Source organism: Streptomyces sp. NPDC001381, from assembly GCF_042895685.1.
Taxonomy (GTDB): domain Bacteria; phylum Actinomycetota; class Actinomycetes; order Streptomycetales; family Streptomycetaceae; genus Streptomyces.
Genome location: NZ_JBIAWO010000004.1, coordinates 227,035 through 252,308, shown reverse-complemented (window position 1 = coordinate 252,308; position 25,274 = coordinate 227,035). Strand labels below are relative to the sequence as shown.

Genomic DNA, 25,274 nt, shown 5'->3' with positions numbered 1-25,274 from the left:
CCTCGGCCTCAGCTCGCTACTTTGATGTCCGCCACGCGGCCACGGTAGGTGCCCTCTTCGGTCAATGGCAGCTCGGTCAGCCAGACCAGGAGGTAGCGCGTCTTGGCAGACTGGGACGGCGTGAGAGTCACACTCGTACCAGAGCCCGCTGCGACCTTCGAGTAGGACGTGAAGGACGTGGGTGCCGAGCCCGAATTGCCTGAGGCGGCACGCAACTCGACGGACGTCTTCCCCAGGAACGTGATGGTCACCTTACCGACCTGCTGGACCTTGCCGAGATCGAGGATTATGCCGAGGCCCGGCTTCAGGTTCCCGAAGTTGGCGCCGTTGTAGAAGTCCGTCTGCCAGTACGTTGCGCTGCTGTTGTCGTAGGCCTTCTGTATGTCGGAGGGCTTCTCGGATCCGTCTCCGAAGGGGTCGAAGTCCTGGGCACCCGTGATGGTGATCGGCTGGCTCGCGGGCTTCGTGGGACTGTTCTTGTCGCCGTCCCCGTCCGTCGTCTGCGTCTTGTTCGTCTCGTCGGACTTGCTTCGGTCCATCAGGGCGTCCGCGAGCTGCCAGCTGCCGAGGCCGAGCGCGGCGATGAGCAGGGCGGAGACCGCCCACTTCAGGGCGCGGCCGGTGCGGCTCTGCAGCGGGGGCGGCGGGGTGGGCACCGGCTGGGTGGCACCCGGGTGGGATGCGGGACGGCCGTAGGTGCCCTGCTGGTACGTCGTTCGCTGGTACTCAGGCGGCGCGGTGAACGCGGGCTCCGGCGGGCGGATGCGGGGCATCTCGCCGATCGCCTTCACCAGCTCCTCAGGCGTCGTGCACGCGGCCTCGTGCCGGGACGCGGTCGCCCCGTCGTTGGCGAGCGCGCGCATGGTGAGCTCGGACAGACCCCGGTGGACGCCGGCGCGGACCTGGTCGGGGGCGATCAGCCCGACGTCCTTGGGCAGCCCGGACAGGCCGTAGGCGTCGTTCTCGTAGGGCCAGCGCTGGGTGAGCGCGGCGTACAGCAGCGCGCCGATGGCCTCCGTGTCGGTGCGCTGCGGGGTGTCGGAGGTGATGCCGCGCAGGGCGGCGTTGACCGCGAGGCCGCGGATGCGCCACTGGCCGGTGGAGGTGCGCAGGACCGCGTTGGGGTTGAGGCGCAGATGCGACAGGCCCTCGCGGTGCGCGGCGGCCATCGCCGAGGCGATCTGACTGACCATCTGGTACGCGTCGTGCGGTTCCAGCGGCCCGGCCGCCAGCAGCGTGGTCAGTTCGGTGGCGTCGGGCAGCCATTCGTGGACGACGTAGACGAGGTCGTTCTCCTCGACCGCGTCCAGCACCTGGACGAAGCGGGGGTCGCCGAGCAGCGCCGAGGAGCGGGCCGCGGCCAGCACCGAACGGGCGCGTGCGTGGTCCGCGGGCAGCACGTGGACGCCCACGGCCCGGCGGAGTTTCTCGTCGACGGCCCGCCAACTGCTGAAACCGTCCAGACGGGTGACGCAGTCCTCGAGACGATAGCGTCTGGCGAGCTTGTGGCCGCTGTGCAGTTCAGGCGTCGAGGCCTTGCCGGGATGCTCGGTCCCGCTACTCCCCTGTGCCTCGTCGCTGTCCGTGTCCCGCTCCCGGTTCTTGGCCACCCCGTCGGCCGTGGACTGGTCCGCCTGTGCGGTCAGCGGCTCGTCGCCGCTGTTGTCTGCCACGTCGACGGCAGCTGTGCTCCGTTCCGCCACCGTCGTTCCTGCCTCCCCATCCCATGCGCGCCGCCGACCTCGTGCGCGCCGTCCGACGCCGGATCCAATTGTGCCCACAGTCCGCCGCTATGCACGACACGCGGCGGCTGACGATGGTTGTGCGCGTACCCCCTCGTTCAGCGGCCCAGGCGCCCGCGGACCATGCCGACGAGGGAGTTGAGCTCCTCGATGCGCATGCGGCGGGCGGCGACGAAGAAGATGCCGAGCAGCAGGGCGCCTCCGGCCAGCAGCGCGGCGAAGGAGCCCAGGACGCCCTGGCCCACGCTGTGCGCGATGCCGTAGCAGGCCGCGCCGCTGATCAGCGCCGCCGGTACGGAGGCGATGCACAGCCGGGCGTAGGTGCGCAGGACGTGGGAGCCGTCGAGGTCGCCGCCGAGCCGCTTGCGCAGCCGGTTCCAGGCGACGCCGACGCCGATCGCGTAGGCCAGGCCGTAGGCGGCCGCCATGCCCACCACCGCCCAGCGGGCCGGGAGGACGAAGTAACAGACCGCCGAGGCGCTCGCGTTGACCGCGGCCACGATGACCGTGTTGTAGAAGGGGGTGCGGGTGTCCTCGTAGGCGTAGAAGGCGCGCAGGACGACGTACTGCACCGAGTAGGGGATCAGGCCGAGGCCGAAGGCCATCAGCATGAAGCCCATGTTGGTGGCCTCGCTGGTGCCGGAGGATCCGAAGATCAGGGTGCACATCGGGATGCCGAGGGCGAGGAAGCCGAAGGCGATCGGCACGATCGCGACGGCGGTGGTGCGCAGGCCCTGGGAGATGTCCTCGCGGACCGCGCCGCCGTCGCCCTCGGCCGCCGAGCGGGAGATGCGCGGCAGCAGGGCGGCCATCAGCGAGACGGTGATGATGGCCTGCGGCAGGCCCCAGATCAGCTGGGCGTTGGCGTAGGCGGCGAAGCCGGTGCCGTCGACGGGGGACTCCTTGCCCGCGGCGGTCGACAGCTGGGACACGACGATCGCGCCGGCCTGGTTGGCGAGGACGAACAGGAAGGTCCACTTGGCGAGCGTCACGGCCTTGCCGAGGCCGTGGCCCCGCCAGTCGAAGCGCGGCCGCAGCCGGAAGCCGGTCTCCCGCAGGTAGGGGATCATCGCCAGGGCCTGCACGACCAGGCCGAGCAGGACGCCGATGCCGAGCAGCCGCTGGCCCTCCGGCGGGATGGACGTGACCTTCATGCCGGAGTCGGCGGCGGTGCCGTAGACCCAGATGAACATGCCCAGCGTCACGATGATGACGATGTTGTTCAGGACCGGGGTCCACATCATCGCGCCGAACTTGCCGCGCGCGTTGAGGATCTGACCCATCACGACGTGGACGCCCATGAAGAAGATCGAGGGCAGGAAGTAGCGGACGAACGTGATGCCGACCTCGTTGGCCGCCGGGTCGCTGGCGACCGGGTCGGACAGGGCCCGGATCAGGAGGGGGGCGGCGGCGATCGCGGCGACCGTGAGCACGCCCAGCGCCACCATGACCAGGGTCAGCAGCCGGTTGGCGTAGGACTCGCCGCCGTCCTCGTCCTCCTTCATGGCGCGCACGAGCTGCGGCACGAAGACGGAGTTGAGGCCGCCTCCGACGGTCAGGATGTAGATCATCGTCGGCAGCTGGTAGGCGACCTGGAAGGTGTCGCCGAGAAGGCCGACGCCGAGCGCGGAGACGATCAGCGCGGAGCGGACGAAGCCGGTGAGGCGGGAGACCATCGTGCCCGCGGCCATCACGGCGCTGGACTTCAGCAGTCCGGCCGCGCGACCGCCCTTCTTCGCGGCGGGGGCCGCGGGGGGCTCGGGGGCCTCGGCCGGCGTGGCGGTGAGGTTCATGGTCCGGTCGGCCGCCGGCGACGGGGCCGCCGGAGCGTGGTTCTGCGCCGCGGCGGGCCCGCCCGGGGCGTGGGCCGGCCCCGGCACGGCCGGAGAGTCGGCCTGCGGGCGCACGCCGCCCTGCTGCTGGTCCTTGAAGAGATGCGCGAAGGCGTCGGGCTGGTGCTGCTCGCCGGAGTGCGACACCAGGTCGTCCACGCCCACGAACTGGGTGGTGCGCGGGTCGTCGCCGTAGGGCAGGTACTGGCTGGGGCCCTCGGGCTCGGGCGCCGGCGGCTGGGCCCACACGCGCGGGTCGGGCGCGTACGGCGACTGCGCGGGGCTGCCGTAGAGCGGCTGCTGCGGCTGGTACGTGCCCGGGGGCGGCGGGGGGTGCGCGGCACGGTCGTAGAGCGCCTCGGCGACCGGGTCCTGCGCGCTGAGGTCCTGGGACCGGTAGGGGTCCTGGTCGTAGGCGTCCTGGAGGTACATGTCCGCGGGGTGCTGCGGCGGCACCTGGCCGTGCTCGGGCGGCGGGCCCTCGGGGTGACCCGAGCTGCCCGCGGCCTGGCCGCGGTCACCCTCGTACGGCGCGTTCATGGCTACCCCACCTCATCGTCCCGGGCCCACCGGCCACGACATCCTCAACGGTCCACTCTCTCACCCGTGCCCGAGGGGGCCGTGCTTTCCGCTGCGGTGTCCGGGCTCCCGTCACTCGGCTGCTCCGGGTCGTCTGCCCCGGAGCGGGCAGCCGACTCTTCCTCCGTACGGTCCTCGGATCCCTGGTGCTCACCCGGGCCGCCGTCGGCCTCGTCGGTCTCCTCGGCGCCGGCCTCCTCCGCTTCCTCCGCCTCGCGGGCCGCGGCCCGCTTGCGCTGGGTGTACATGCGGAAGCCGGCCAGCACGAGCAGCAGGACACCGCCGCCGATGACCAGCATGACGGTGGCCGTGATCTCGGTGACCTTCACGTCGAAGACGACCGGGTCGCCGTACTCCTGGCCGTCCTCGGTGTACAGCTGGGCGACCACCGTGGTCTGGCCGTTCACGTTGGCGGACGTGGTGAACTTCACCGTCGTGCTGTGTCCGCCGGAGACCTCGATGCGCTGCTCCGCGTAGACGTGGCCGCCGATCTCCAGGCGGGTGTCGTTGGTCGAGCTGAGCCGGAGGATCAGATGGTCGACGCCCTGTACCAGGTTGTTCTGCACGGTCACGGGGATCGTGGCGCTGCGCCCGGAGAGCTTGGTCTCCGACTTGTCGATCAGCTTGACCTGGTCGGTGAGGGTGTCGAGGTAGGACAGCACGCCCTCGCGGAAGGTGCCGGCCGCCGTGGACCGGCCCCGCCACGAAGCGGACATCTCCCGGTTCATGGCCCGCCCGAAGGGGGTCACCACCCGGGACTTGTCGGCGAGGATCACCTTGAAGTTGTCGAGCTTGTCCTGCGTGGCCGCGATCTGCTCGAAGGCCGACTTCGGCAGCTCCTGCTTGCGCAGCGAGGAGGGGTAGGCGGACCGCGACGGCACCTTCGTGGTGGCACCGCCGTCGGGCTTGGCCGCGGCGGCCGCCGTGAGGTCCTCCGCCTGCGACCAGCCGCTGCCCTGGAGGGCCGTGACCGCTGCCGCCATCGCCTGGGCCTGGCTCGCGGTGGGCGTGCGCTGCGGGGCCACGACGATGCTGCGCTGCTTGTTCGTCTGCAGGTTCAGCGTCAGGCTCTGGGCGAGGAACTCCTGCACCGCGAGCGTGGACGCGGACGCCTTCGTCAGGTCCCCCTGGAAGGTCTTGGACAGGCGCGCGTCCGCGACCACCGCCGTGGTGCCGCCGCCGATGGGCCGCGCCGCGGAGGGGGTGTAGGTCAGGCCGCCGGTCTCCGCCAGGCTGTCGCTGCGGGCGATCACCCTGTCCGCGCCGGCGGAGGTGGCGACCTTCACGATCGACGGGTCGACGGCCCCGTCCACCGGCCAGGCGAAGTCGGTGCTCGGGGTCACGTGGAGCACCGTCTCCACCGTGGTCGCGGCGACGTCGGTGGCCGCCTTCAGCTGGCTCAGCGAGCCGGCCACACCGGTGCCGTTGTGGGCGAGGGAGGCCAGGTCCGGGTCGGCGAAGGGCAGTGCGACGACCTCCTTCTCGGCCACCGCCTGCTGCAGCTCGGCGAGCCACTGCTTGGCGACCGCCTGGTGGGTGCCGGCCCTGGTGGTGTCGCCGTCGGTGCGGACCCGGTAGCTGCCGGTCATGGCGTCGACGGACGCCAGCAGGTCCGGGTCGATCACCCAGGTGACGTCGAGGTCCTTGCCGAGACTCAGCAGCTGGTCGAGGCGGCCGCCGGGGGCGATCTCCTCGGCCAGGTCCTCGTTGCGGAAGACGGGCGTCTGCTGCGCGTTCGAACCCGTCTCCGCCGTCATGTGGACGGTGGAGATCAGCGGCCACAGCACCGTGGTCTTCGTCGCCTTGTCCGCCCCGTCGGGCTGCCAGGGCAGGAAGGTCCGCTGGATGCCCAGCACCTGCTCCCACTGCTGCGCGGAGGCCTCACCCGAGAGGGAGACGCCGAGCGGGTAGACGCCCTCACGGCCGAGGTCCAGCTCGTCCACGGGTACGGAGATGCTGAAGTGCTCGGCCACGCCCGGGGTGAGTTCGGAGAACTCGGCGACGTACTTGCCGCCCACTTCGGAGCCGTAGGCGCCGGTGAGGGCCCTTGTGCCCTTCGCGGCGTCGTCGATCGCCGAGCGCGTGGTCAGCGCGGATCCCACCCGCAGGCCGACGTGCGCGTCGGTGACGGCCTGCTTGCCGTTGTTGGTCACCGTGCCGGAGACGGTCACGGTGTCGCCGTCGGTGGGGACGGCGGGACTGAGGGAGTCGACGGCGACGGCGACCGAGCCGGTGTCGGCGGCTTCCTTGGCGGCCGCCGGGGTGTCGGCGTGCGCCGGGAATGCGGACAGCTGGAGCAGACCGGCCAGCAGAGGCGCCCCGGCGAGCAGTGCTCCGGTGCGCCGCAGCCACCGGCGGGCAGGTGAGGGACTCATCCCCGGGAAGTCTGCCGCCTCGGCCACGCGTTCGCCCGTCTCTCGTCGTCGTCAGTGGTCGTCGGAAAGTGCGTCCACGCATGGTAACGAGGTGCGCTGAGGTGAAGTGCCGCGGAGGGCCCTGCAAGATCAGGTGAGGCCTTCCTCCTGTCCTCTATGTTCGCGTATAAGGAGAAGTAGGTGTGAAAAAGCTCAAACGCTGATCTTCGACGGCTATCGACGCAGGTGTCCGCCGGTCGTAATCCGGGAGCCCGGGGCCCGCCGGGCCACGTACCCTTTTCTGTTGTGCCGAACGCCAACGAAGACACCCCCAGTGCCCTGAGCCAGGTGCAGCACCGCGCGGTGAGTGAACTGCTGCGGATCGCGCCTGTCGCCGACGACCTCGCCCGCCGCTTCCAGGAGGCCGGGTTCTCACTCGCCCTGGTCGGCGGCTCGGTGCGGGACGCGCTGCTCGGCCGGCTCGGCAACGACCTGGACTTCACGACCGACGCCCGTCCCGAGGACGTCCTGAAGATCGTGCGGCCGTGGGCGGACGCGGTCTGGGAGGTCGGCATCGCCTTCGGCACGGTCGGCGCCCAGAAGGAGGCCCGTGTCGGGGACGCGGTCCGAAGCTTCCAGATCGAGGTGACGACCTACCGCTCCGAGGCGTACGACCGCACCTCGCGCAAGCCCGAGGTGTCGTACGGCGACTCCATCGAGCAGGACCTCGTCCGGCGTGACTTCACCGTGAACGCGATGGCCGTGGCGCTTCCGCAGAAGGAGTTCATCGACCCGCACGGCGGCCTCGACGACCTCGCGGCCCGGGTGCTGCGCACCCCGGGTACGCCCGAGGAGTCCTTCTCGGACGACCCGCTGCGCATGATGCGCGCCGCCCGGTTCGCCGCCCAGCTCGACTTCGAGGTCGCCCCCGAGGTCGTCACGGCGATGAAGGAGATGTCCGAGCGCCTCACGATCGTCTCCGCGGAACGGGTACGGGACGAGCTGAACAAGCTGATCCTCTCCGCGCACCCTCGCAAGGGCCTGGCCCTCCTGGTGGACACCGGCCTCGCCGGCCATGTGCTGCCGGAGCTGCCCGCCCTGCGGCTGGAGAGCGACGAGCACCACCGGCACAAGGACGTCTACGACCACACGCTGATCGTGCTGGAACAGGCGATCGCGCTGGAGGAGAACGGCCCCGACCTGACGCTGCGGCTCGCCGCGCTGCTCCATGACATCGGCAAGCCGCGCACCCGGCGGTTCGAGAAGGACGGCAGGGTCTCGTTCCACCACCACGAGGTGGTCGGGGCGAAGATGACCAAGAAGCGCATGACGGCGCTGAAGTACCCCAACGACCTGGTGAAGGACGTCTCCCGCCTCGTCGAGCTCCACCTGCGCTTCCACGGCTATGGCACGGGCGAGTGGACCGACTCCGCCGTCCGCCGTTACGTGCGCGACGCGGGACCGCTTCTCGAGCGCCTCCACAAGCTGACCCGCTCGGACTGCACGACCCGCAACAAGCGCAAGGCCGCCGCCCTCTCGCGGGCGTACGACGGTCTGGAGGAGCGCATCGCCCAGCTCAAGGAGCAGGAGGAGCTCGACTCGATCCGCCCCGATCTCGACGGCAACCAGATCATGGAGATCCTGGGCGTCGGCCCCGGCCCGGTCATCGGCAAGGCGTACAAGCACCTGCTGGAACTGCGCCTGGAGAACGGTCCGATGGAGTACGACGCGGCGGTCGCCGCCCTCAAGGAGTGGTGGGCCGAGCAGAACTGAGGCCGTGCAAGGGGGCTGTGTTTCACGTGAAACATCACCCCGGAACATGGCGAGGGCCGGTGTTTCACGTGAAACACCGGCCCTCGCTCATGACAGCCGTGCTGCTACTTGACTTCTTTCAGGCAGAGCACCACGTCGTGGCCGCTGCCGTACTGGATGTAGGAGATCTCCGCCGCGGTGACGGCCTCACACTTGCTGTCGTCGCTGGTGTCGTCGAACTTCTCGACGACCTTGTACTGCGCGTCGCTTGACGAGCAGTCGACCTCCTGGAGGTCGGGCTCGGTGTTGTTGCCGTCGTTGTGCATGCAGGCGCCCACCGACGTGGTCTCCGCGTCGGTGCGGTCGGCCCACCAGCCGATACCGAACTTCACGCCGAGCACGAGTATGCCGACCACGATGGCGCCGACGATCCGCAGGACCTTCTTGCCGCCGTTCCGGGCCGGCGGGGGCGGCGGGGTGACCGGAGCGCCCTGGTTCGGGAACGGGGCGTAGGGCTGCTGCGGGACTCCCGGCTGACCGGGCTGCTGCCCCGAGGGCACGGTGGGCTGGGCGTACGGGTTCTGGCCCTGCGGAGGCGGCGGAGTGGTCATGCTGGGGTCCCCCTAGAACATGGGTGCGCGAGAACATCTGCGCGTGGCGCGAAATAAGACCCACGTAAAGTACCGGCCGCCACTGACAGTCCCCGCCTCCAGGGGAACTCTGTGTCTTTGATGTGACACTTACGGGCGTTCAAAGCGGGCCATAGTTCCCGCAATCGCTCCGTAGATAACGGCGACCGTGACCACCAGTGCCGCTGAGCGGCCGTCAGGGGGCAGCATCAGGGCGGCCACACCGGCGGCGCCGACGAAGGCGACGTTGAAGAGGACGTCGTAGAGGGAGAAGATCCGGCCGCGGAATCCGTCCTCCACGGCGAACTGGACGATGGTGTCGGTCGCGATCTTGGCGCCCTGGGTGACCAGTCCGAGGACGAAGGCCGCGACGAACGTGGTCACCCGGGTGAACGGGAGCATCAGGGCCGGCTCCAGGACGGCGGCGGCCGCGGAGCAGACGACGATCCAGCGGCCCGGCCCCAGCCGTACCGCGGCCCACGGGGTCACCACGGCCGCGACGAAGAAACCGACGCCGGAGATCCCCACGGCCAGGCCCAGCAGGGCCAGTCCCTCGTCGGTGTCCGACGACCAGGCGTACCGGCACAGCATCAGCACCATGACGGTCAGGGCGCCGTAGCAGAACCGCATCAGCGCGATCGAGCCGAGCGCCCGGGCTGCCGGTCTGCGCTCCGGCTCGGCCAGATGGCGTACGCCGGCGGCCAGCCCGCGGGCGGTGCCGCTGAGGGCGGCCGTCAACCGGGCCGGGACGCGGTCCCGTTCGGGCCCGAGCAGGTCCGGGGCCATGGTCAGGGACATGAGCGCGGCGCACAGGTACAGCGCGCTGCCGAGCAGGACCACCGCGGCGTCGGTGTCCGCGATCGCCAGCCGTACGACGAAGGCGAGGCCGCCGCCCGCGACCGCGGCCAGCGTTCCGGCGGTCGGGGAGAGGGAGTTGGCCAGCACCAGACGCTCGGCGTCGACCACCCGCGGCAGGGCCGCCGACAGGCCCGCGAGGACGAAGCGGTTGACGGCGGTGACGCACAGCGCCGAGACGTAGAAGAGCCAGTCGGGTACCTGGCTGACCATCAGGACGGCCGTCGCGGACGCCAGCAGGGCGCGCAGCACATTGCCGTGGAGGAAGACCTGGCGGCGGCGCCAGCGGTCCAGCAGGACTCCGGCGAAGGGGCCGACCAGGGAGTACGGGAGGAGCAGGACGGCCATCGCGGAGGCGATGGCCGCGGCCGAGGTCTGTTTCTCGGGGGAGAAGACGACGTACGTGGCGAGCGCGACCTGGTAGACGCCGTCGGCGCACTGGGACAGCAGCCGCACGGCGAGAAGGCGCCGGAAGTTGCCGAGGCGCAGGAGGACGCGCAGATCACGGACGACGGCCATGGGGCCCAGCCTCACATACGGGAGGGTCCCCGGGTCGTGCGACCCGGGGACCCTCCTCAGCCCTGGCAGGAGCGAATTTTCAGCGCGCTCGGACGAGTTAGCGCTCGACCTCGCCGCGGATGAACTTCTCCACGTTCTCGCGGGCCTCGTCGTCGAAGTACTGGACCGGCGGGGACTTCATGAAGTAGCTCGACGCCGACAGGATCGGGCCGCCGATGCCGCGGTCCTTGGCGATCTTCGCGGCACGCAGGGCGTCGATGATGACACCCGCGGAGTTCGGGGAGTCCCAGACCTCGAGCTTGTACTCCAGGTTCAGCGGAACGTCACCGAAGGCGCGGCCCTCGAGGCGGACGTACGCCCACTTGCGGTCGTCGAGCCAGGCGACGTAGTCGGACGGGCCGATGTGGACGTTCTTCTCGCCAAGCTCCCGGTCGGGGATCTGCGAGGTGACGGCCTGCGTCTTGGAGATCTTCTTGGACTCCAGGCGCTCGCGCTCGAGCATGTTCTTGAAGTCCATGTTGCCGCCGACGTTCAGCTGCATGGTGCGGTCCAGGATGACACCGCGGTCCTCGAACAGCTTCGCCATGACGCGGTGCGTGATGGTGGCGCCGACCTGGGACTTGATGTCGTCGCCGACGATCGGGACGCCCGCCTCGGTGAACTTGTCCGCCCACTCCTTGGTGCCGGCGATGAAGACCGGGAGGGCGTTGACGAAGGCGACCTTGGCGTCGATGGCCGCCTGGGCGTAGAACTTCGCCGCGTCCTCGGAGCCGACGGGCAGGTAGCAGACGAGGACGTCGACCTGCTTGTCCTTGAGGATCTGGACGACGTCGACCGGCTCCTCGGCGGACTCCTCGATGGTCTGGCGGTAGTACTTGCCGAGACCGTCGAGGGTGTGGCCGCGCTGCACGGTGACACCGGTGTTGGGCACGTCGCAGATCTTGATGGTGTTGTTCTCGGACGCGCCGATGGCGTCCGCCAGGTCGAGCCCGACCTTCTTGGCGTCCACGTCGAACGCGGCGACGAACTCGACGTCACGGACGTGGTACTCGCCGAACTGGACGTGCATCAGGCCCGGGACCTTGGACGCCGGGTCGGCGTCCTTGTAGTACTCGACGCCCTGCACCAGCGATGCGGCGCAGTTGCCCACACCGACGATGGCTACGCGAACCGAACCCATTCCGGTTGCTCCCTGTGTGTACGAGTGAGGCCCTGGATGGGCGCTCACGTGGTGGTGTCGCCGGGCGTATCCGTCCCGGGGGTGTCCCCGGGACGGGGCAGGACGCCCGGCGCTCCATTGGTGTTCTGCTGAGCGGTCCCCCCGGAAGCGGAACCCTTCAGGTCCCGTCCGGCCCGCTCGCTCTCGATGAGCTCGTTCAGCCAGCGCACTTCGCGCTCCACGGACTCCATCCCATGGCGCTGGAGCTCAAGCGTGTAGTCGTCGAGGCGCTCCCGGGTGCGCGCCAGCGAGGCGCGCATCTTCTCCAGCCGCTCCTCCAGCCGGCTGCGGCGGCCCTCCAGGACGCGCATCCGCACATCGCGCGACGTCTGCCCGAAGAAGGCGAAACGGGCGGCGAAGTGCTCGTCCTCGTAGGCGTCGGGGCCCGTCTGCGAGAGCAGGTCCTCGAAGTGTTCCTTACCTTCCGCCGTCAAACGGTAGACGATCTTTGCGCGCCGCCCCGCGAGGGGCGCGGCGAGGGCGTCCTCGGACGTGGTTCCCGGCTCCTCGATCAACCAGCCGTTGGCGACCAGCGTCTTCAGGCAGGGGTACAGCGTCCCGTAGCTGAACGCACGGAACACCCCCAGCGATGTGTTGAGCCGTTTGCGCAGCTCGTAGCCGTGCATCGGGGATTCGCGGAGCAGGCCGAGTACGGCGAACTCGAGGATGCCGGAGCGTCGGCTCACCGTCGCCTCCTCTCGTCCCTGGTCCGCTTATCTCGCTCTGATGTATCGACTCGATACATCATGACGATAGAACGGCCTTCCGGATGGGACAAGAGGGAAGACGGTGAACGGGATCACATCACCGATTAGTTACAGGCAACTTGCCTGATTTGGGGTGAACCTCGGGGCTGGGCAGGTTTTGACGGTGCGTAGTCTGTGCGCCATGCACACCACCGGAACCCATGGGACGCCGGGGGGCGTCGAGGTCCCCGGTGCCGTACGGGTGAATGCGCGACCGACCGCATCCGTACTTCGGGGGGACAGGAAACCAGCCGCCCTTTCCAGGCGCGCACGGATGCGCCTGCCCTAGGAGTAATCGTTCGATGAGCGAGCACCGTCGCAAACCGCCGCAGCCGCAGGGAGGCGGACGTGCCGCGGCCCGACGCGGCCAGTCCGGGCCGCCCCCGGGCCGCCGCGCACCGCGAGGCGCCACCGGATCTCCTGCCGACTATGGGTTGGGCCACGGGTCGGGAAGCGAGGAGCAGTCGTACGGCGGCCGCGCCGAGGCCCGACGCGCGGCCCAGAGAGGCTCGGGTGGTCGGCGTAGAGGTCCCGAGCCCGCGAGCGGCCGCCGAGGCGGCCCGGCCGACCCCAGAGGGCGCTCCGCGCCCGGCAGGAAGCGCCTGATCGACTATCCGCGCGCCGACAGGTACGGCTGGCAGCGCTGGATGCCGTCCTGGAAACTCGTCGCGGGCCTGTTCGTCGGCTTCGTCGGCAGTCTGGTGGCGGTGGCGGGCATCGGCTACGCCATGGTGGGCGTGCCGGACGTCGCCAAGACGGCGACCGCCCAGAACAACGTCTACTACTGGAAAGACGGCACCCAGATGGTGGCCACCGGTGGGGAGACGAACCGGCAGAACATCGACCTGTCGCAGATCCCGGAGGAGATGCGATGGGCGGTGATCTCGCAGGAGAACAAGACGTTCTACGAGGACAGCGGCATCGACCCCAAGGGCATCGCCCGCGCCCTGTTCAACATGGCCCGGGGCGGACAGACTCAGGGTGGTTCGACCATCACCCAGCAGTACGTCAAGAACGCGATGCTCAACGACCAGTCGCAGACGATCTCCCGTAAGTTCAAGGAGATCTTCGTGTCGATAAAGGTCGGCGCCGAGGTCGACAAGAACAAGATCATGGCCGGCTACCTGAACTCCGCGTACTACGGCCGTAACGCGTACGGGATCCAGGCCGCCGCCCGCGCCTACTTCGACAAGGACGCGATCAAGCTCAACCCGGGTGAGTGCGCGTTCCTGGCCGCCATGCTGAAGGGCGCCACGTACTACGACCCCGCGGGCGCGACCTCCATCGACCCGACCGGCGCCACGCCCGCCAAGAACAGCAAGCGGGCCCTGCTCCAGATGCAGGACACCCTCACCAAGATGGTCGAGTACGGCCATCTCGACGCCCAGACCCGGGCCAAGTACACGAAGCTCCCCGTGGTGAAGAACCCCCGGTCGAACACCGACCTGAAGGGGCAGATCGGCTACCTCGTCGACCTCGCCAACGGTTACCTGGTCACCCACAGCAAGGAGACCGGGATCACCCAGAACCTGCTGCAGCAGGGCGGTTACTCGATCTACACGACCTTCGACAGGAAGAAGGTCGAGCAGCTCGAGGAAGCCGTGCAGAAGGTCCAGAAGGCCAAGATCAAGCCGAAGGAGCGCCCGGAGACGGACACGCACGTCCAGTTCGGCGGGGCGTCCGTGGAACCGGACACCGGTGCCATCCGGGCCATCTACGGCGGCGAGGACGCGACCAAGCACTTCACCGACAACGCCGACGAAACCGGTGCCCAGGTCGGTTCGACGTTCAAGCCGTTCGTGCTGGCGGCCGCGATGACCTGGGGCGTGCGCGATCCCGACCTGGGGTCCTCCCAGGCGCAGGACGAGCGCACCATCGTCTCCCCGGAGAGCCTGTTCAGCGGCAAGAACAAGCTCAAGATCCAGGACTACAACAGGACGGTCTGGAAGAACGAGAAGGGCGAGGAGTGGCTGCAGACCAATGACGGCAACGCCTCGTACGGCTCTCCGCCGGACTACAAGATCGACCTGCGTGAGGCGATGCGCGAGTCGGTGAACTCCGCCTTCGTGCAGCTCGGCATGGATGTCGGCCTGGACAAGGTGAAGGAGGCCGCCACCAGCGCCGGCCTGCGGGAGGGCAGCCTCACCGGTACCACCTTCCCGTCGTTCTCGATCGGCATCTCCGACCCGAGCGCGATCCGCATGGCGGGCGCCTACGCGACCTTCGCCGCCAGCGGCAAGCAGCGGGACCCGTACTCGGTCGAGAAGGTCACGAGCGAGGAAGGCCAGATCTTCACGCACAAGACCGAGACGAACCAGGCCTTCACCTCGAAGGTCGCCGACAACGTCACGGACGTCCTGAAGACCGTGGTGGAGAAGGGCACCGGTACCAACGCCCAGCTGCCCGGCCGTGAGGTGGCCGGCAAGACCGGTACGACCGACGGCAACAAGTCGGCCTGGTTCGTGGGGTACACCCCTCAGCTGTCGACCGCGGTCAGCATGTTCCGGCTGGACGACAACGAGAAGAACAAGAACCGGACGTTCCTGGAGATGTTCGGCACGGGTGGCGAGGAGAAGATCCACGGCGCCTCGTTCCCGGCGCAGATCTGGCACGACTACATGGCCGAGGCCCTGGAGGGCATGCCGAAGGAGGGCTTCCCGGAGCCCGAGCCCATCGGTGAGGTCGTCAACGCGGAACCGTCGCCCACGCCGACCCCGACGGCCACCGAGACCGAGGAGACGGAGCCGTCCCCGACGCCGAGTGCCACGGAGACGGAGACGCAGCCCTCGCCCACGGCGACGGAGACCTGCAACAACTTCTTCCAGTGCAACAACAACGGCGGCACGGACGCCGGCACCACGAACGGCGGCACGGGCGGGGACACCTCACCGACACCGACGACGACCGAGACCGACAGCACCCGAGGCAATCAGAACGGAGGCCTCTTCGGAGGCTCCGGTTAATCGCATTCCGCCCACCACGGGCGTTTCACGTGAAACAGGGAGATGTTCCACGTGAAACGAGAGCCGCCCCATCGCACCAGGTGGGGCGGCTCTCGGCTTTTTCCTAGCTCGGTACGGCAGGATGTGGCCCATGCCCAGTGCAGAATCGACGCCAGCGCGCGTGCACGAGCCGGAGCCGGTGCGGCCGACCAGGGACGACAAGGTGGCCGAGGCCGGCAGCGAGCTGATCGGCGGCCCCCTCGGACCGCGGGCCCTGCTCGGGACGTCCTGGTGGACGCCCGTGCGGGTCGTCGCGCTCGTGGCGATCGGGATGTTCGCCCTCGGCCTGGTCCAGAAGGCGCCCTGCTACAACCGGGGCTGGTTCTTCGGTGCCAGCACCCAGTACACCCACGCCTGCTATTCGGACATCCCGCACCTCTACCAGGGGCGTGGCTTCGCCGACGGGCTCGTGCCGTACTTCGACAAGCTCAGCGGCGACATGGACTACCTCGAATACCCGGTGCTGACCGGAGTGTTCATGGAGGTCGCCGCCTGGCTGACGCCGGGCAGCGGCAGCATCCAGCACCAGGAGCAGTGGTACTGGATGGTCAACGCCGGGATGCTGATGGTTTGCGCGGCCGTCATCGCGGTCTGTGTGTCACGGACGCACGCCCGGCGTCCCTGGGACGGTCTGCTGGTGGCTCTGGCGCCCGCCTTCGCGCTGACCGCCACCATCAACTGGGACCTGCTGGCCGTCGCCCTGACGGCCGCGGCGATGATGATGTGGGCGCGGGGCCGCTCCCTCGCCTTCGGCGTGCTGCTGGGGCTCGCCACGGCCGCCAAGCTCTACCCCGTCTTCCTCCTCGGACCGCTCCTCCTGCTCTGCTGGCGCGCGGGGAAGTGGCGGGACTACGGCAAGGCTCTGGGAGGCGCGGCCGTCGCCTGGCTGGTGGTGAACCTGCCGGTGATGCTCTTCGCCTTCGAGGGCTGGTCGAAGTTCTACCGGTTCAGTCAGGAGCGGGGCGTCGACTTCGGATCCTTCTGGCTGATCCTGGCCCAGAACTCCAGCGATCCCCTCACCACCGACAGCGTCAACACGCTCGCCACGCTCCTGGTGGTGGTGTGCTTCGCCGGTATCGCCTGGCTGACGCTGACCGCACCGCGCCGCCCGCGGTTCGCCCAGCTCGCCTTCCTGGTGGTGGCGGCCTTCATCGTCACCAACAAGGTCTACTCGCCGCAGTACGTCCTGTGGCTGGTGCCGCTGGCCGTGCTGGCCCGGCCCAAGTGGCGGGACTTCCTGATCTGGCAGGCGTGCGAGGTCGCGTACTTCCTCGGCATCTGGATGTACCTCGCCTACACGACCAGCGGAGACGCCCACAAGGGGCTGCCGACCGACGGCTACCACTGGGTCATCGGGGTGCACCTGCTGGGCACGCTCTACCTGTGTGCCGTGGTCGTGCGCGACATCCTGATGCCGGAGCGGGACGTGGTGCGCCAAGGCGGCGAGGACGACCCCTCGGGGGGTGTCCTCGACGAGGCGGAGGACGTCTTCGTCCTCGGTGCCGCGGCCCATCCGCCCCGCCACGCCTCTCCCTACGAGGGCGCTCAGGTGGAGTGGGGCAGGCAGGAAGGACCGCAGCTGGAATGGGGCAGGCCGGACGCCGTCGACGGTTCGCCGTGAGCGAACGACGCGCCCTCCGGCCGTAGCGGAGCCGGACCGGACGCGCACGTGGAAAAGGCCGTACCCGGCGATTCTCGGGTGCGGCCTTTCCTGTTGCCTGCTGCGTCTCTCGGCTTGCCCGCCGCCTCGGTCAGCGGTCCACGGTCTCAGTGGTCCACGCGTCTCAGCGGTCCACGAGCCGGTCGAACTGGGTCGTGGTGTGCCGCAGATGGGCCACCAGCTCGTCGCCGACGGAGGGCTCCGGCGCGTCCGAGGGCACGAACAGGATGGAGACCTGCATGTGCGGCGGCTCGGCGAACCAGCGCTGCTTGCCGCCCCAGACGAACGGCGAGAGGTTCCGGTTCACCGTGGCGAGGCCGGCGCGGGCGACGCCCTTGGCGCGCGGCATGACGCCGTGCAGCGCCTTGGGGGCCTCCAGACCCACCCCGTGCGACGTACCGCCCGCCACGACCACCAGGAAGCCGTCCGAGGCCGCCTTCTGCTGCCGGTAGCCGAAACGGTCGCCCTTGGCGACGCGCGTGACGTCCAGGACGGCGCCGCGGTACTCGGTGGCCTCGTGGTCCCCCAGCCACAGCCGTGTGCCGATGCGGGCCCGGAACCGGGTCTGCGGGAACTGCTGCTGCAGCCGGGCGAGCTCGTCCGCCTTGAGGTGGCTGACGAACATGGTGTGCAGCGGCAGCCGGGCCGCGCGCAGCCGGTCCATCCAGCCGATGACCTCCTCGACGGCGTCGGAGCCGTCGGTGCGGTCCAGCGGCAGGTGGATGGCGAAGCCCTCCAGCCGCACGTTCTCGATGGCGGCGTGCAGCTGCGGCAGATCCTGCTCGCTGATGCCGTGCCGCTTCATCGACGACATCACCTCGATGACCACCCGGGCGCCCACGAGCCCGTACACGCCGTCCACCGACGACACCGAACGCACCACCCGGTCGGGCAGCGGCACGGGCTCCTCACCGCGCCGGTACGGCGTCAGCACCAGCAGGTCGCCGCCGAAGAAGTCCTTGATGCGCGCGGCCTCGTACGTCGTGCCGACGGCGAGGATGTCCGAGCCCAGCCGGGTGGCCTCCTCCGCCAGCCGCTCGTGCCCGAAGCCGTAGCCGTTGCCCTTGCAGACCGGGACGAGCCCCGGGAACTGCTCCTGCACGTGCTTGTGGTGCGCCCGCCAGCGCGCGGTGTCGACGTAGAGCGTGAGCGCCATGGCCGGACCTGGGACCTTTCTCGTGGCTGGGAAGTGGGGAGGTGTGACGTCAGCGGCGCGACATGTAGATGTCGAGAGCCTTGTGGAGCAGCTTGTTCAGCGGGAAGTCCCACTCGCCGAGGTACTCGGCGGCCTGACCGCCCGTGCCGACCTTGAACTGGATCAGGCCGAAGAGGTGGTCGGTCTCGTCCAGCGAGTCCGAGATGCCGCGCAGGTCGTACACGGTGGCGCCGAGCGCGTAGGCGTCGCGCAGCATCCGCCACTGCATGGCGTTCGACGGGCGGAACTCACGGCCGATGTTGTCGGAGGCTCCGTAGGAGTACCAGACGTGCCCGCCGACGATCAGCATGGTCGCCGCCGACAGGTTCACGCCGTTGTGCCGGGCGAAGTACAGCCGCATGCGGTTGGGGTCCTCGGTGTTGAGGGCCGTCCACATGCGCTGGAAGTACGACAGCGGGCGCGGCCGGAAGTGATCGCGCACGGCCGTGATCTCGTACAGCCGCTGCCATTCCTCGAGGTCGTGGTAGCCGCCCTGGACGACCTCGACACCGGCCTTCTCGGCCTTCTTGATGTTGCGGCGCCACAACTGGTTGAAGTTCTTGTGGACCTCTTCAAGGGAACGGTTCGCCAGCGGCACCTGGTAGACGTAGCGCGGCTGGACGTCACCGAAGCCGGCGCCGCCGTCCTCACCCTGCTGCCAGCCCATACGGCGCAGCTTGTCGGCCACCTCGAAGGCGCGCGGCTCGATGAAGTCGGCCTCGATGTCGCGCAGCCGCTTCACGTCCGGGTTCTGGATGCCCGCCTTGATGGAGGCGGCCTCCCAGCGCCGGATGATCACCGGCGGGCCCATCTTCACCGAGAACGCGCCCTGCTGCTTGAGGTGGGCGAGCATCGGCTCCAGCCACTCCGTCAGGTTCGGCGCGTACCAGTTGATGACCGGGCCCTCGGGCAGATAGGCCAGGTAGCGCTTGATCTTGGGCAGCTGGCGGTAGAGGACCAGACCCACGCCGACCAGTTCGCCGGTGCGCTCGTCGAACCAGCCGAGGTTCTCCGAACGCCACTCCGCCTTGACGTCAGCCCAGGCCGGAACCTGCATGTGGCTCGCCGACGGCAGGCTCTGGATGTACGCCAGATGCTGCTCGCGACTGATCGTCCTCAGGGTCAGGCTCATTCGGGGCGCTCCTCGGGCTGGTGTGTCCCCATGGGTACAGGGGCTCCGGCTCTAGCGCCGAAGCCTACTGCGCCCGGCGCGCGGCCTGACTGGGCGTACGGCACCTTCGCCCCGGCCAGTTGGCGGCCGGGGCGTTACGTCAGGGTTCGTAGATGTCCTACGTGTCCCTCGGCGGCCGGCGGTGCGCGTGGGGCCGGACGGGGGACGGTGGGGTCACCACAGTCCGCCGAACAGACCGCCGTGCGCCATGCCGAGGAAGAAGCCGACGCCAGAGGCCCCGAGGCCCAGGATCAGGAAGAAGCGCTCACGGGTGGTCTCGGAGATCCACTGTCCGTAGGCGCCGGTCCCGATCCCCACCAGACCGGTCCAGGAGCTGATCAGATGCAGGTTGTCGAACATCGCCGTGACGAACGACACCAGTCCGAGGACCAGGGTCACCGCCATGAGGGCGTCCTGGACCGGATGGGCCCTGCCGTCGGTGGCGAAGAGGGAACCGACTCCGGTGTTGGGTCGCAATGCCTGTGCCATGGGGCACCTCCTGCGGAAGGCGGCGCATCGTAGCGCCATACACACCCGACGTGTACAGATTGGCGGTCCCCGCGGCCTGATTTCAACCGGAAGCGTGTGTGCGGGTAGTCTGTACCCTCTGCACCGGTGTCTGCCCAGGCACAGCCAGGAACTCCGCCCAGGTCAGTGCGGGTGGTCGCCAGCCGACCCCCGATTGTCAGTGGCGGCCGATACCGTTGCTTACGCATCACAACCCTCCTGCCACGGAACGACCGTGGCCGTTGAGTCCAAAGGAGGTGGGTTCCACATGCGTCACTACGAGGTGATGGTCATCCTCGACCCCGATCTCGAGGAGCGCGCTGTCTCCCCGCTGATCGAGAACTTCCTCTCCGTCGTCCGTGAGGGCAACGGAAAGGTGGAGAAGGTCGACACCTGGGGCCGTCGTCGTCTCGCGTACGAGATCAAGAAGAAGCCCGAGGGCATCTACTCGGTCATCGACCTGCAGGCCGAGCCTGCGGTCGTCAAGGAGCTCGACCGCCAGATGAACCTGAACGAGTCGGTCCTCCGGACCAAGGTCCTCCGCCCCGAGACCCACTGAGCTCTCCCGCTCAGCCGATCTCGGGACTCTGAGTAGCAGCACAAGCAGCCAGCAGCAGCAAACCCGCCGAGAGGTTCCCCCATGGCAGGCGAGACCGTCATCACGGTCGTCGGCAATCTTGTCGACGACCCCGAGCTGCGCTTCACCCCCTCGGGTGCGGCGGTCGCGAAGTTCCGTGTCGCGTCCACCCCCCGCACCTTCGACCGTCAGACGAACGAGTGGAAGGACGGCGAAAGCCTGTTCCTGACCTGCTCGGTCTGGCGCCAGGCGGCGGAGAACGTCGCGGAGTCGCTCCAGCGAGGCATGCGCGTCGTCGTGCAGGGCCGGCTGAAGCAGCGGTCCTACGAGGACCGTGAGGGTGTCAAGCGCACGGTCTTCGAGCTGGACGTCGAGGAAGTCGGCCCCAGCCTGCGCAACGCCACGGCCAAGGTCACCAAGACCAGCGGTGGCGGCGGACGCGGTGGCCAGGGCGGTTACGGCGGCGGTGGCGGCCAGGCCGGCGGCGGCTGGGGCGGCGGCCCCGGCGGCGGTCAGCAGGGCGGCGGCGCTCCCGCCGACGACCCCTGGGCGACCGGCGCTCCCGCCGGTGGCAACCAGGGCGGCGGTGGCGGCTGGGGTGGAAACTCCGGCGGCAGCGGCAGCGGCGGCGGCTACTCGGACGAGCCCCCCTTCTAGACCTTCGGGCCCGGTCGTCCGGGTCCGAGCAGGTCGAGGGCGGGTCGTATCCCCACTTCTTGATCACACAGGAGAATCACCATGGCGAAGCCGCCTGTGCGCAAGCCGAAGAAGAAGGTCTGCGCTTTCTGCAAGGACAAGGTCACGTACGTGGACTACAAGGACACGAACATGCTGCGGAAGTTCATTTCCGACCGCGGCAAGATCCGTGCCCGCCGCGTGACCGGCAACTGCACGCAGCACCAGCGTGACGTCGCCACGGCCGTCAAGAACAGCCGTGAGATGGCGCTGCTGCCCTACACGTCCACCGCGCGCTAAGGGAAGGGTGACCGAAACATGAAGATCATCCTCACCCACGAGGTCTCCGGCCTCGGCGCCGCCGGCGACGTCGTCGACGTCAAGGACGGCTACGCTCGCAACTACCTGATCCCGCGGAAGTTCGCTATCCGCTGGACCAAGGGTGGCGAGAAGGATGTTGAGCAGATCCGTCGTGCTCGCAAGATCCACGAGATCCAGACCATCGAGCAGGCCAACTCTGTGAAGGCCCAGCTCGAGGGTGTCAAGGTCCGCCTGGCCGTTCGCTCCGGCGACGCCGGTCGTCTCTTCGGTTCCGTCACCCCGGCCGACATCGCTTCCGCGATCAAGGCTGCCGGTGGCCCCGAGGTCGACAAGCGCCGCATCGAGCTCGGTACGCCGATCAAGACCCTGGGCGCCCACGAGACGTCCGTGCGTCTGCACCCCGAGGTTGCCGCCAAGGTCAGCATCGAGGTCGTCGCGGCCTGATCGCCGCGTGATCGCTGGGCTCGCTCGAGTCAGTGAGAGGGGCCGCACCCCGCGGGGTGCGGCCCCTCTTGCATGTCGTGGCTTTCCTGCCTCGACGTGGGAGTCGTCAGGGCGCGTGCGGTGGAACGCGCCGTGTTTCACGTGAAACGGGGCGGCGACGGTCACTGTTTCACGTGAAACAGGGAGCACGGGCCGCACGTGACGGGGTCAGCGCGTCGCGCCGGTGACGATCCACCGGCCGGAGCGGGCCCGCAGCCAGAGCGTCAGCATGCGCACGGTCATCATCAGCGTCATCGCTCCCCAGAGTGCGGTGAGGCCGCCTCCGAGGAGCGGGACCAGCAGCGCCACGGGAGTGAAGACGGCGAGGGTGAGCACCATCGCCCAGGCCAGATACGGTCCGTCTCCCGCTCCCATCAGTACGCCGTCCAGGACGAAGACGATGCCGCAGACCGGCTGGGACAGTGCCACCACGAGCAGGGCGGGCAGCGCGGCGTCCGTCACGCCCGAGTCGCTGGTGAACAACGGCAGGAAGGCGGGCCGGGCGACGATGACCAGGAGGCCGAGTACCAGTCCGACGGCGATGCCCCACTGCACCATGCGGCGGCATGCTTCGCGGGCGCCCTGGGCGTCACCCGCGCCGAGGTACCGGCCGATGATGGCCTGTCCGGCGATGGCGATGGCATCGAGGGCGAAGGCGAGCAGGCTCCACAGGGACAGCGCGATCTGGTGCGCGGCGATGTCGGTGTCTCCGAGGCGGGCTGCGACGGCCGTGGCGATCATCAGGATCGCCCGCAGGGACAGCGTACGAACCAGCAGGGGCACCCCGGCCTGGGCGGACGCCCTGATGCCGGCGGCGTCGGGACGCAGGGAAGCCCCGTGGCGGCGGGCGCCCCGGATGACCACGGCGAGGTAGACGGCGGCCATGCCGCACTGGGCGACGACCGTTCCCCAGGCGGAGCCGGCTATGCCCAGTCCGACGCCGTACACCAGCACGGCGTTCAGGGCGGCGTTGGCGACGAAGCCCGCGACGGCGACGTACAGAGGCGTCTTCGTGTCCTGGAGGCCCCGCAGTACCCCGGTCGCGGCGAGCACGACGAGCATGGCCGGGATGCCGATCACCGAGATCCGCAGATAGGTGGTGGCGTACGGCGCGGCGGTGTCCGAGGCTCCGAAGAGTTCCACCAGTGCCGGGGCCGTGGGCAGGACGGCGGTGATGACGACGGCGCCGAGCAGCAGGGCCAGCCAGATGCCGTCCATGCCCTGGCGGATGGCGGCGGGGAGGTCACCGGCCCCCACGCGGCGGGCGACGGCCGCGGTCGTGGCGTAGGCGAGGAAGACGAAGACGCTGACGGCCGTTGTCAGGAGAGCGGAGGCGATGCCGAGCCCGGCGAGCTGGGCGGTGCCGAGATGGCCGACGATCGCGCTGTCGGCCAGGACGAAGAGGGGCTCGGCGACGAGAGCACCGAAGGCGGGGACGGCCAGCGCGACGATCTCCCGATCGTGCTGGCGGCGGGTGGCCCGGGGGGTCGCGGGAGCCTGTGTCATGGCCACCAATCTAATCGTCCACAGGTAAGAGATGCAAAGCAGTTGTGACCCTTACCTCTCGTTGCGCTGCGTGTCGTCCCGCCCCTCGTTCGAAGCGATCTTGCGCTGACCGGGAAAGTTTTTCTTCTGCACAGCCGGTGGATCGTAAAGCAGCAGGTCAGCGACGGTCGGTAAGAAAAGACGAGGGCTTGTTCACAGGGCTGTCCACCGGCTCGTGCACAGGTTTCGCGGAGTTGTCCACAGCATCCGGGCCGTCGTCCACATGCCCTGTGGATAACCAGATTGGCTGACGGTGCCCGCGGGCCTACCGTGGTCCGGCGCCCGCTGCGTCCGACGGCCCGTGAAACCCTCACAAAACAGTCGCGCCTGAACCGGAGTTGGGCCTCTCAATTGTCAGTGTCGTGCCGTAGAACTGAGGGCACGGCGAGGTCCGCTCGGCGGACGGGAGGAGGTGGCTCGGTGAGCATTTCCGAGCCCTTGGACGACCCGTGGGCCGACAGTGGACCCAGTGATCGTCTGCCCTCCGCCCGTCGGCGCGGTGACGGCGGCCGCGGCCGGGACGAACAGCACGAGCGCGGCCGGGACAGCGGTGAGTGGGAGGGCGGCAGCGCCTTCGAGCGCGTACCGCCGCAGGACCTGGACGCCGAGCAGTCCGTCCTCGGCGGCATGCTCCTGTCCAAGGACGCCATCGCCGACGTCGTAGAGGTCCTGAAGGGCCACGACTTCTACAAGCCCGCCCACGAGACGATCTTCCAGGCGATCCTGGACGTCTACGCCAAGGGCGAGCCCGCCGACCCCATCACCATCGCCGCGGAGCTCACCAAGCGCGGTGAGATCAACAAGGTCGGCGGGGCGTCGTACCTGCACACCCTCGTCCAGACCGTGCCGACGGCGGCCAACGCCGAGTACTACGCCGAGATCGTGCACGAGCGTGCGGTGCTGCGCCGCCTGGTCGAGGCCGGCACCCGCATCACGCAGATGGGATACGCGGCGGACGACGACGTCGACGAGATCGTCAACCGCGCGCAGGCCGAGATCTACGCGGTCACCGAGCAGCGCACCAGCGAGGACTACCTCCCGCTCGGCGACATCATGGAGGGCGCCCTCGACGAGATCGAGGCGATCGGCTCGCGCAGCGGTGAGATGACCGGTGTGCCCACCGGCTTCACGGACCTCGACTCGCTCACCAACGGGCTGCACCCCGGTCAGATGATCGTCATCGCCGCCCGTCCCGCCATGGGCAAGTCCACGCTCGCGCTGGACTTCGCCCGGGCCGCGTCGATCAAGCACAACCTGCCCAGCGTCATCTTCTCCCTCGAAATGGGCCGCAACGAGATCGCGATGCGGCTGCTGTCCGCCGAGGCCCGCGTCGCCCTGCACCACATGCGCTCCGGCACCATGACGGACGAGGACTGGACGCGCCTGGCGCGCCGGATGCCCGAGGTCTCGTCCGCGCCGCTCTTCATCGACGACTCCCCGAACCTGTCGATGATGGAGATCCGCGCCAAGTGCCGCCGGCTGAAGCAGCGCAACGACATCAGGCTCGTCATCATCGACTATCTGCAGCTGATGCAGTCCGGTGGCAAACGCTCCGAGAGCCGGCAGCAGGAGGTCTCGGACATGTCCCGTAACCTCAAGCTCCTGGCGAAGGAGCTGGAGGTCCCGGTGATCGCGCTCTCCCAGCTCAACCGCGGTCCCGAGCAGCGCACGGACAAGAAGCCGATGGTCTCCGACCTGCGTGAGTCCGGCTCCATCGAGCAGGACGCCGACATGGTGATCCTGCTGCACCGCGAGGACGCCTACGAGAAGGAGTCACCGCGCGCGGGCGAGGCGGACATCATCGTGGGCAAGCACCGTAACGGTCCCACGGCCACGATCACCGTCGCCTTCCAGGGCCACTACTCGCGCTTCGTGGACATGGCGCAGACCTGATCCCGGCCGGAAACCCCC

19 protein-coding genes are annotated in these 25,274 nt (G+C 69.2%); 8 read left to right on the top strand and 11 right to left on the bottom strand.

Going from position 1 to position 25,274, the window contains the following annotated elements; all coding sequences use genetic code 11:
- Positions 1-8 precede the first annotated feature (8 nt).
- The 3 genes from ACFY2L_RS19755 to ACFY2L_RS19745 all read right to left on the bottom strand — a co-directional run bounded on the left by ACFY2L_RS19755 (position 9) and on the right by ACFY2L_RS19745 (position 6,555).
- On the bottom strand, positions 9-1,703 hold the full coding sequence (locus ACFY2L_RS19755) for a protein kinase family protein (protein ID WP_390822926.1): 1,695 nt from the start codon (positions 1,701-1,703) through the stop codon (positions 9-11).
- Positions 1,704-1,840: 137 nt separating this feature from the next.
- Complete coding sequence (murJ, locus tag ACFY2L_RS19750) at positions 1,841-4,114, bottom strand: murein biosynthesis integral membrane protein MurJ (RefSeq protein WP_390659799.1); 2,274 nt, start codon at positions 4,112-4,114, stop codon at positions 1,841-1,843.
- 44 nt (positions 4,115-4,158) lie between these two features.
- Positions 4,159-6,555 (bottom strand): DUF6049 family protein, encoded by a 2,397-nt coding sequence (locus ACFY2L_RS19745; protein ID WP_390822925.1) that lies wholly within the window; start codon positions 6,553-6,555, stop codon positions 4,159-4,161.
- Positions 6,556-6,813: 258 nt separating this feature from the next.
- Between ACFY2L_RS19745 and ACFY2L_RS19740 the strand changes: the two genes are divergently transcribed.
- Positions 6,814-8,280 (top strand): CCA tRNA nucleotidyltransferase, encoded by a 1,467-nt coding sequence (locus ACFY2L_RS19740; protein ID WP_390822924.1) that lies wholly within the window; start codon positions 6,814-6,816, stop codon positions 8,278-8,280.
- Positions 8,281-8,384: 104 nt separating this feature from the next.
- On the opposite strand, the gene ACFY2L_RS19735 is transcribed toward ACFY2L_RS19740, so the two are convergent.
- The 4 genes from ACFY2L_RS19735 to ACFY2L_RS19720 form a co-directional block, all read right to left on the bottom strand.
- A complete protein-coding gene (locus tag ACFY2L_RS19735) occupies positions 8,385-8,870 on the bottom strand; it encodes a hypothetical protein (protein ID WP_390659802.1) in 486 nt (161 codons plus the stop codon).
- A gap of 129 nt (positions 8,871-8,999) precedes the next feature.
- A complete protein-coding gene (locus tag ACFY2L_RS19730) occupies positions 9,000-10,262 on the bottom strand; it encodes an MFS transporter (RefSeq protein WP_390659803.1) in 1,263 nt (420 codons plus the stop codon).
- A 97-nt stretch (positions 10,263-10,359) separates the two neighbouring features.
- The gene (locus ACFY2L_RS19725; protein ID WP_390659804.1) at positions 10,360-11,442 is read right to left on the bottom strand and encodes an inositol-3-phosphate synthase; all 1,083 of its coding nucleotides are present in this window, start codon (positions 11,440-11,442) and stop codon (positions 10,360-10,362) included.
- 44 nt (positions 11,443-11,486) lie between these two features.
- Complete coding sequence (locus ACFY2L_RS19720) at positions 11,487-12,167, bottom strand: PadR family transcriptional regulator (protein WP_390659805.1); 681 nt, start codon at positions 12,165-12,167, stop codon at positions 11,487-11,489.
- Between the two features lie 362 nt (positions 12,168-12,529).
- On the opposite strand from ACFY2L_RS19720, the gene ACFY2L_RS19715 reads away from it, so the two are divergent.
- Together ACFY2L_RS19715 and ACFY2L_RS19710 are read left to right on the top strand one after the other, a co-directional pair.
- Positions 12,530-15,190, top strand: coding sequence for a transglycosylase domain-containing protein (locus ACFY2L_RS19715; RefSeq protein WP_390822923.1), 2,661 nt, complete (start codon positions 12,530-12,532; stop codon positions 15,188-15,190).
- Positions 15,191-15,320: 130 nt separating this feature from the next.
- Positions 15,321-16,850 carry a glycosyltransferase family 87 protein gene (locus ACFY2L_RS19710; RefSeq protein WP_390822922.1) on the top strand — a complete coding sequence of 510 codons (1,530 nt, stop codon included), beginning with the start codon at positions 15,321-15,323 and terminating at the stop codon, positions 16,848-16,850.
- Between the two features lie 163 nt (positions 16,851-17,013).
- On the opposite strand, the gene ACFY2L_RS19705 is transcribed toward ACFY2L_RS19710, so the two are convergent.
- The 3 genes from ACFY2L_RS19705 to ACFY2L_RS19695 form a co-directional block, all read right to left on the bottom strand.
- Complete coding sequence (locus ACFY2L_RS19705) at positions 17,014-18,045, bottom strand: alanine racemase (RefSeq protein ID WP_390659808.1); 1,032 nt, start codon at positions 18,043-18,045, stop codon at positions 17,014-17,016.
- Between the two features lie 49 nt (positions 18,046-18,094).
- Positions 18,095-19,216 carry a peptidoglycan bridge formation glycyltransferase FemX gene (gene femX, locus ACFY2L_RS19700; RefSeq protein WP_390659809.1) on the bottom strand — a complete coding sequence of 374 codons (1,122 nt, stop codon included), beginning with the start codon at positions 19,214-19,216 and terminating at the stop codon, positions 18,095-18,097.
- A 213-nt stretch (positions 19,217-19,429) separates the two neighbouring features.
- Entirely contained in the window at positions 19,430-19,744 is a 315-nt protein-coding gene (locus tag ACFY2L_RS19695) for a hypothetical protein (protein ID WP_390659810.1), read from the bottom strand.
- A gap of 286 nt (positions 19,745-20,030) precedes the next feature.
- On the opposite strand from ACFY2L_RS19695, the gene rpsF reads away from it, so the two are divergent.
- The 4 genes from rpsF (at position 20,031) to rplI (ending at position 21,779) form a co-directional block, all read left to right on the top strand.
- Positions 20,031-20,321 carry a 30S ribosomal protein S6 gene (rpsF, locus tag ACFY2L_RS19690; RefSeq protein ID WP_004950685.1) on the top strand — a complete coding sequence of 97 codons (291 nt, stop codon included), beginning with the start codon at positions 20,031-20,033 and terminating at the stop codon, positions 20,319-20,321.
- Positions 20,322-20,402: 81 nt separating this feature from the next.
- Entirely contained in the window at positions 20,403-20,996 is a 594-nt protein-coding gene (locus tag ACFY2L_RS19685) for a single-stranded DNA-binding protein (protein ID WP_390659811.1), read from the top strand.
- A gap of 81 nt (positions 20,997-21,077) precedes the next feature.
- Positions 21,078-21,314 carry a 30S ribosomal protein S18 gene (rpsR, locus tag ACFY2L_RS19680; RefSeq protein ID WP_003949403.1) on the top strand — a complete coding sequence of 79 codons (237 nt, stop codon included), beginning with the start codon at positions 21,078-21,080 and terminating at the stop codon, positions 21,312-21,314.
- An 18-nt stretch (positions 21,315-21,332) separates the two neighbouring features.
- Positions 21,333-21,779 carry a 50S ribosomal protein L9 gene (gene rplI / locus ACFY2L_RS19675; protein ID WP_390659812.1) on the top strand — a complete coding sequence of 149 codons (447 nt, stop codon included), beginning with the start codon at positions 21,333-21,335 and terminating at the stop codon, positions 21,777-21,779.
- Positions 21,780-21,986: 207 nt separating this feature from the next.
- Here the strand turns inward: rplI and ACFY2L_RS19670 are convergent, their stop codons facing one another.
- Positions 21,987-23,324 carry an MATE family efflux transporter gene (locus ACFY2L_RS19670; protein ID WP_390822921.1) on the bottom strand — a complete coding sequence of 446 codons (1,338 nt, stop codon included), beginning with the start codon at positions 23,322-23,324 and terminating at the stop codon, positions 21,987-21,989.
- 459 nt (positions 23,325-23,783) lie between these two features.
- Between ACFY2L_RS19670 and dnaB the strand changes: the two genes are divergently transcribed.
- Positions 23,784-25,256 carry a replicative DNA helicase gene (gene dnaB, locus ACFY2L_RS19665; protein ID WP_390659814.1) on the top strand — a complete coding sequence of 491 codons (1,473 nt, stop codon included), beginning with the start codon at positions 23,784-23,786 and terminating at the stop codon, positions 25,254-25,256.
- Positions 25,257-25,274: the final 18 nt, after the last annotated feature.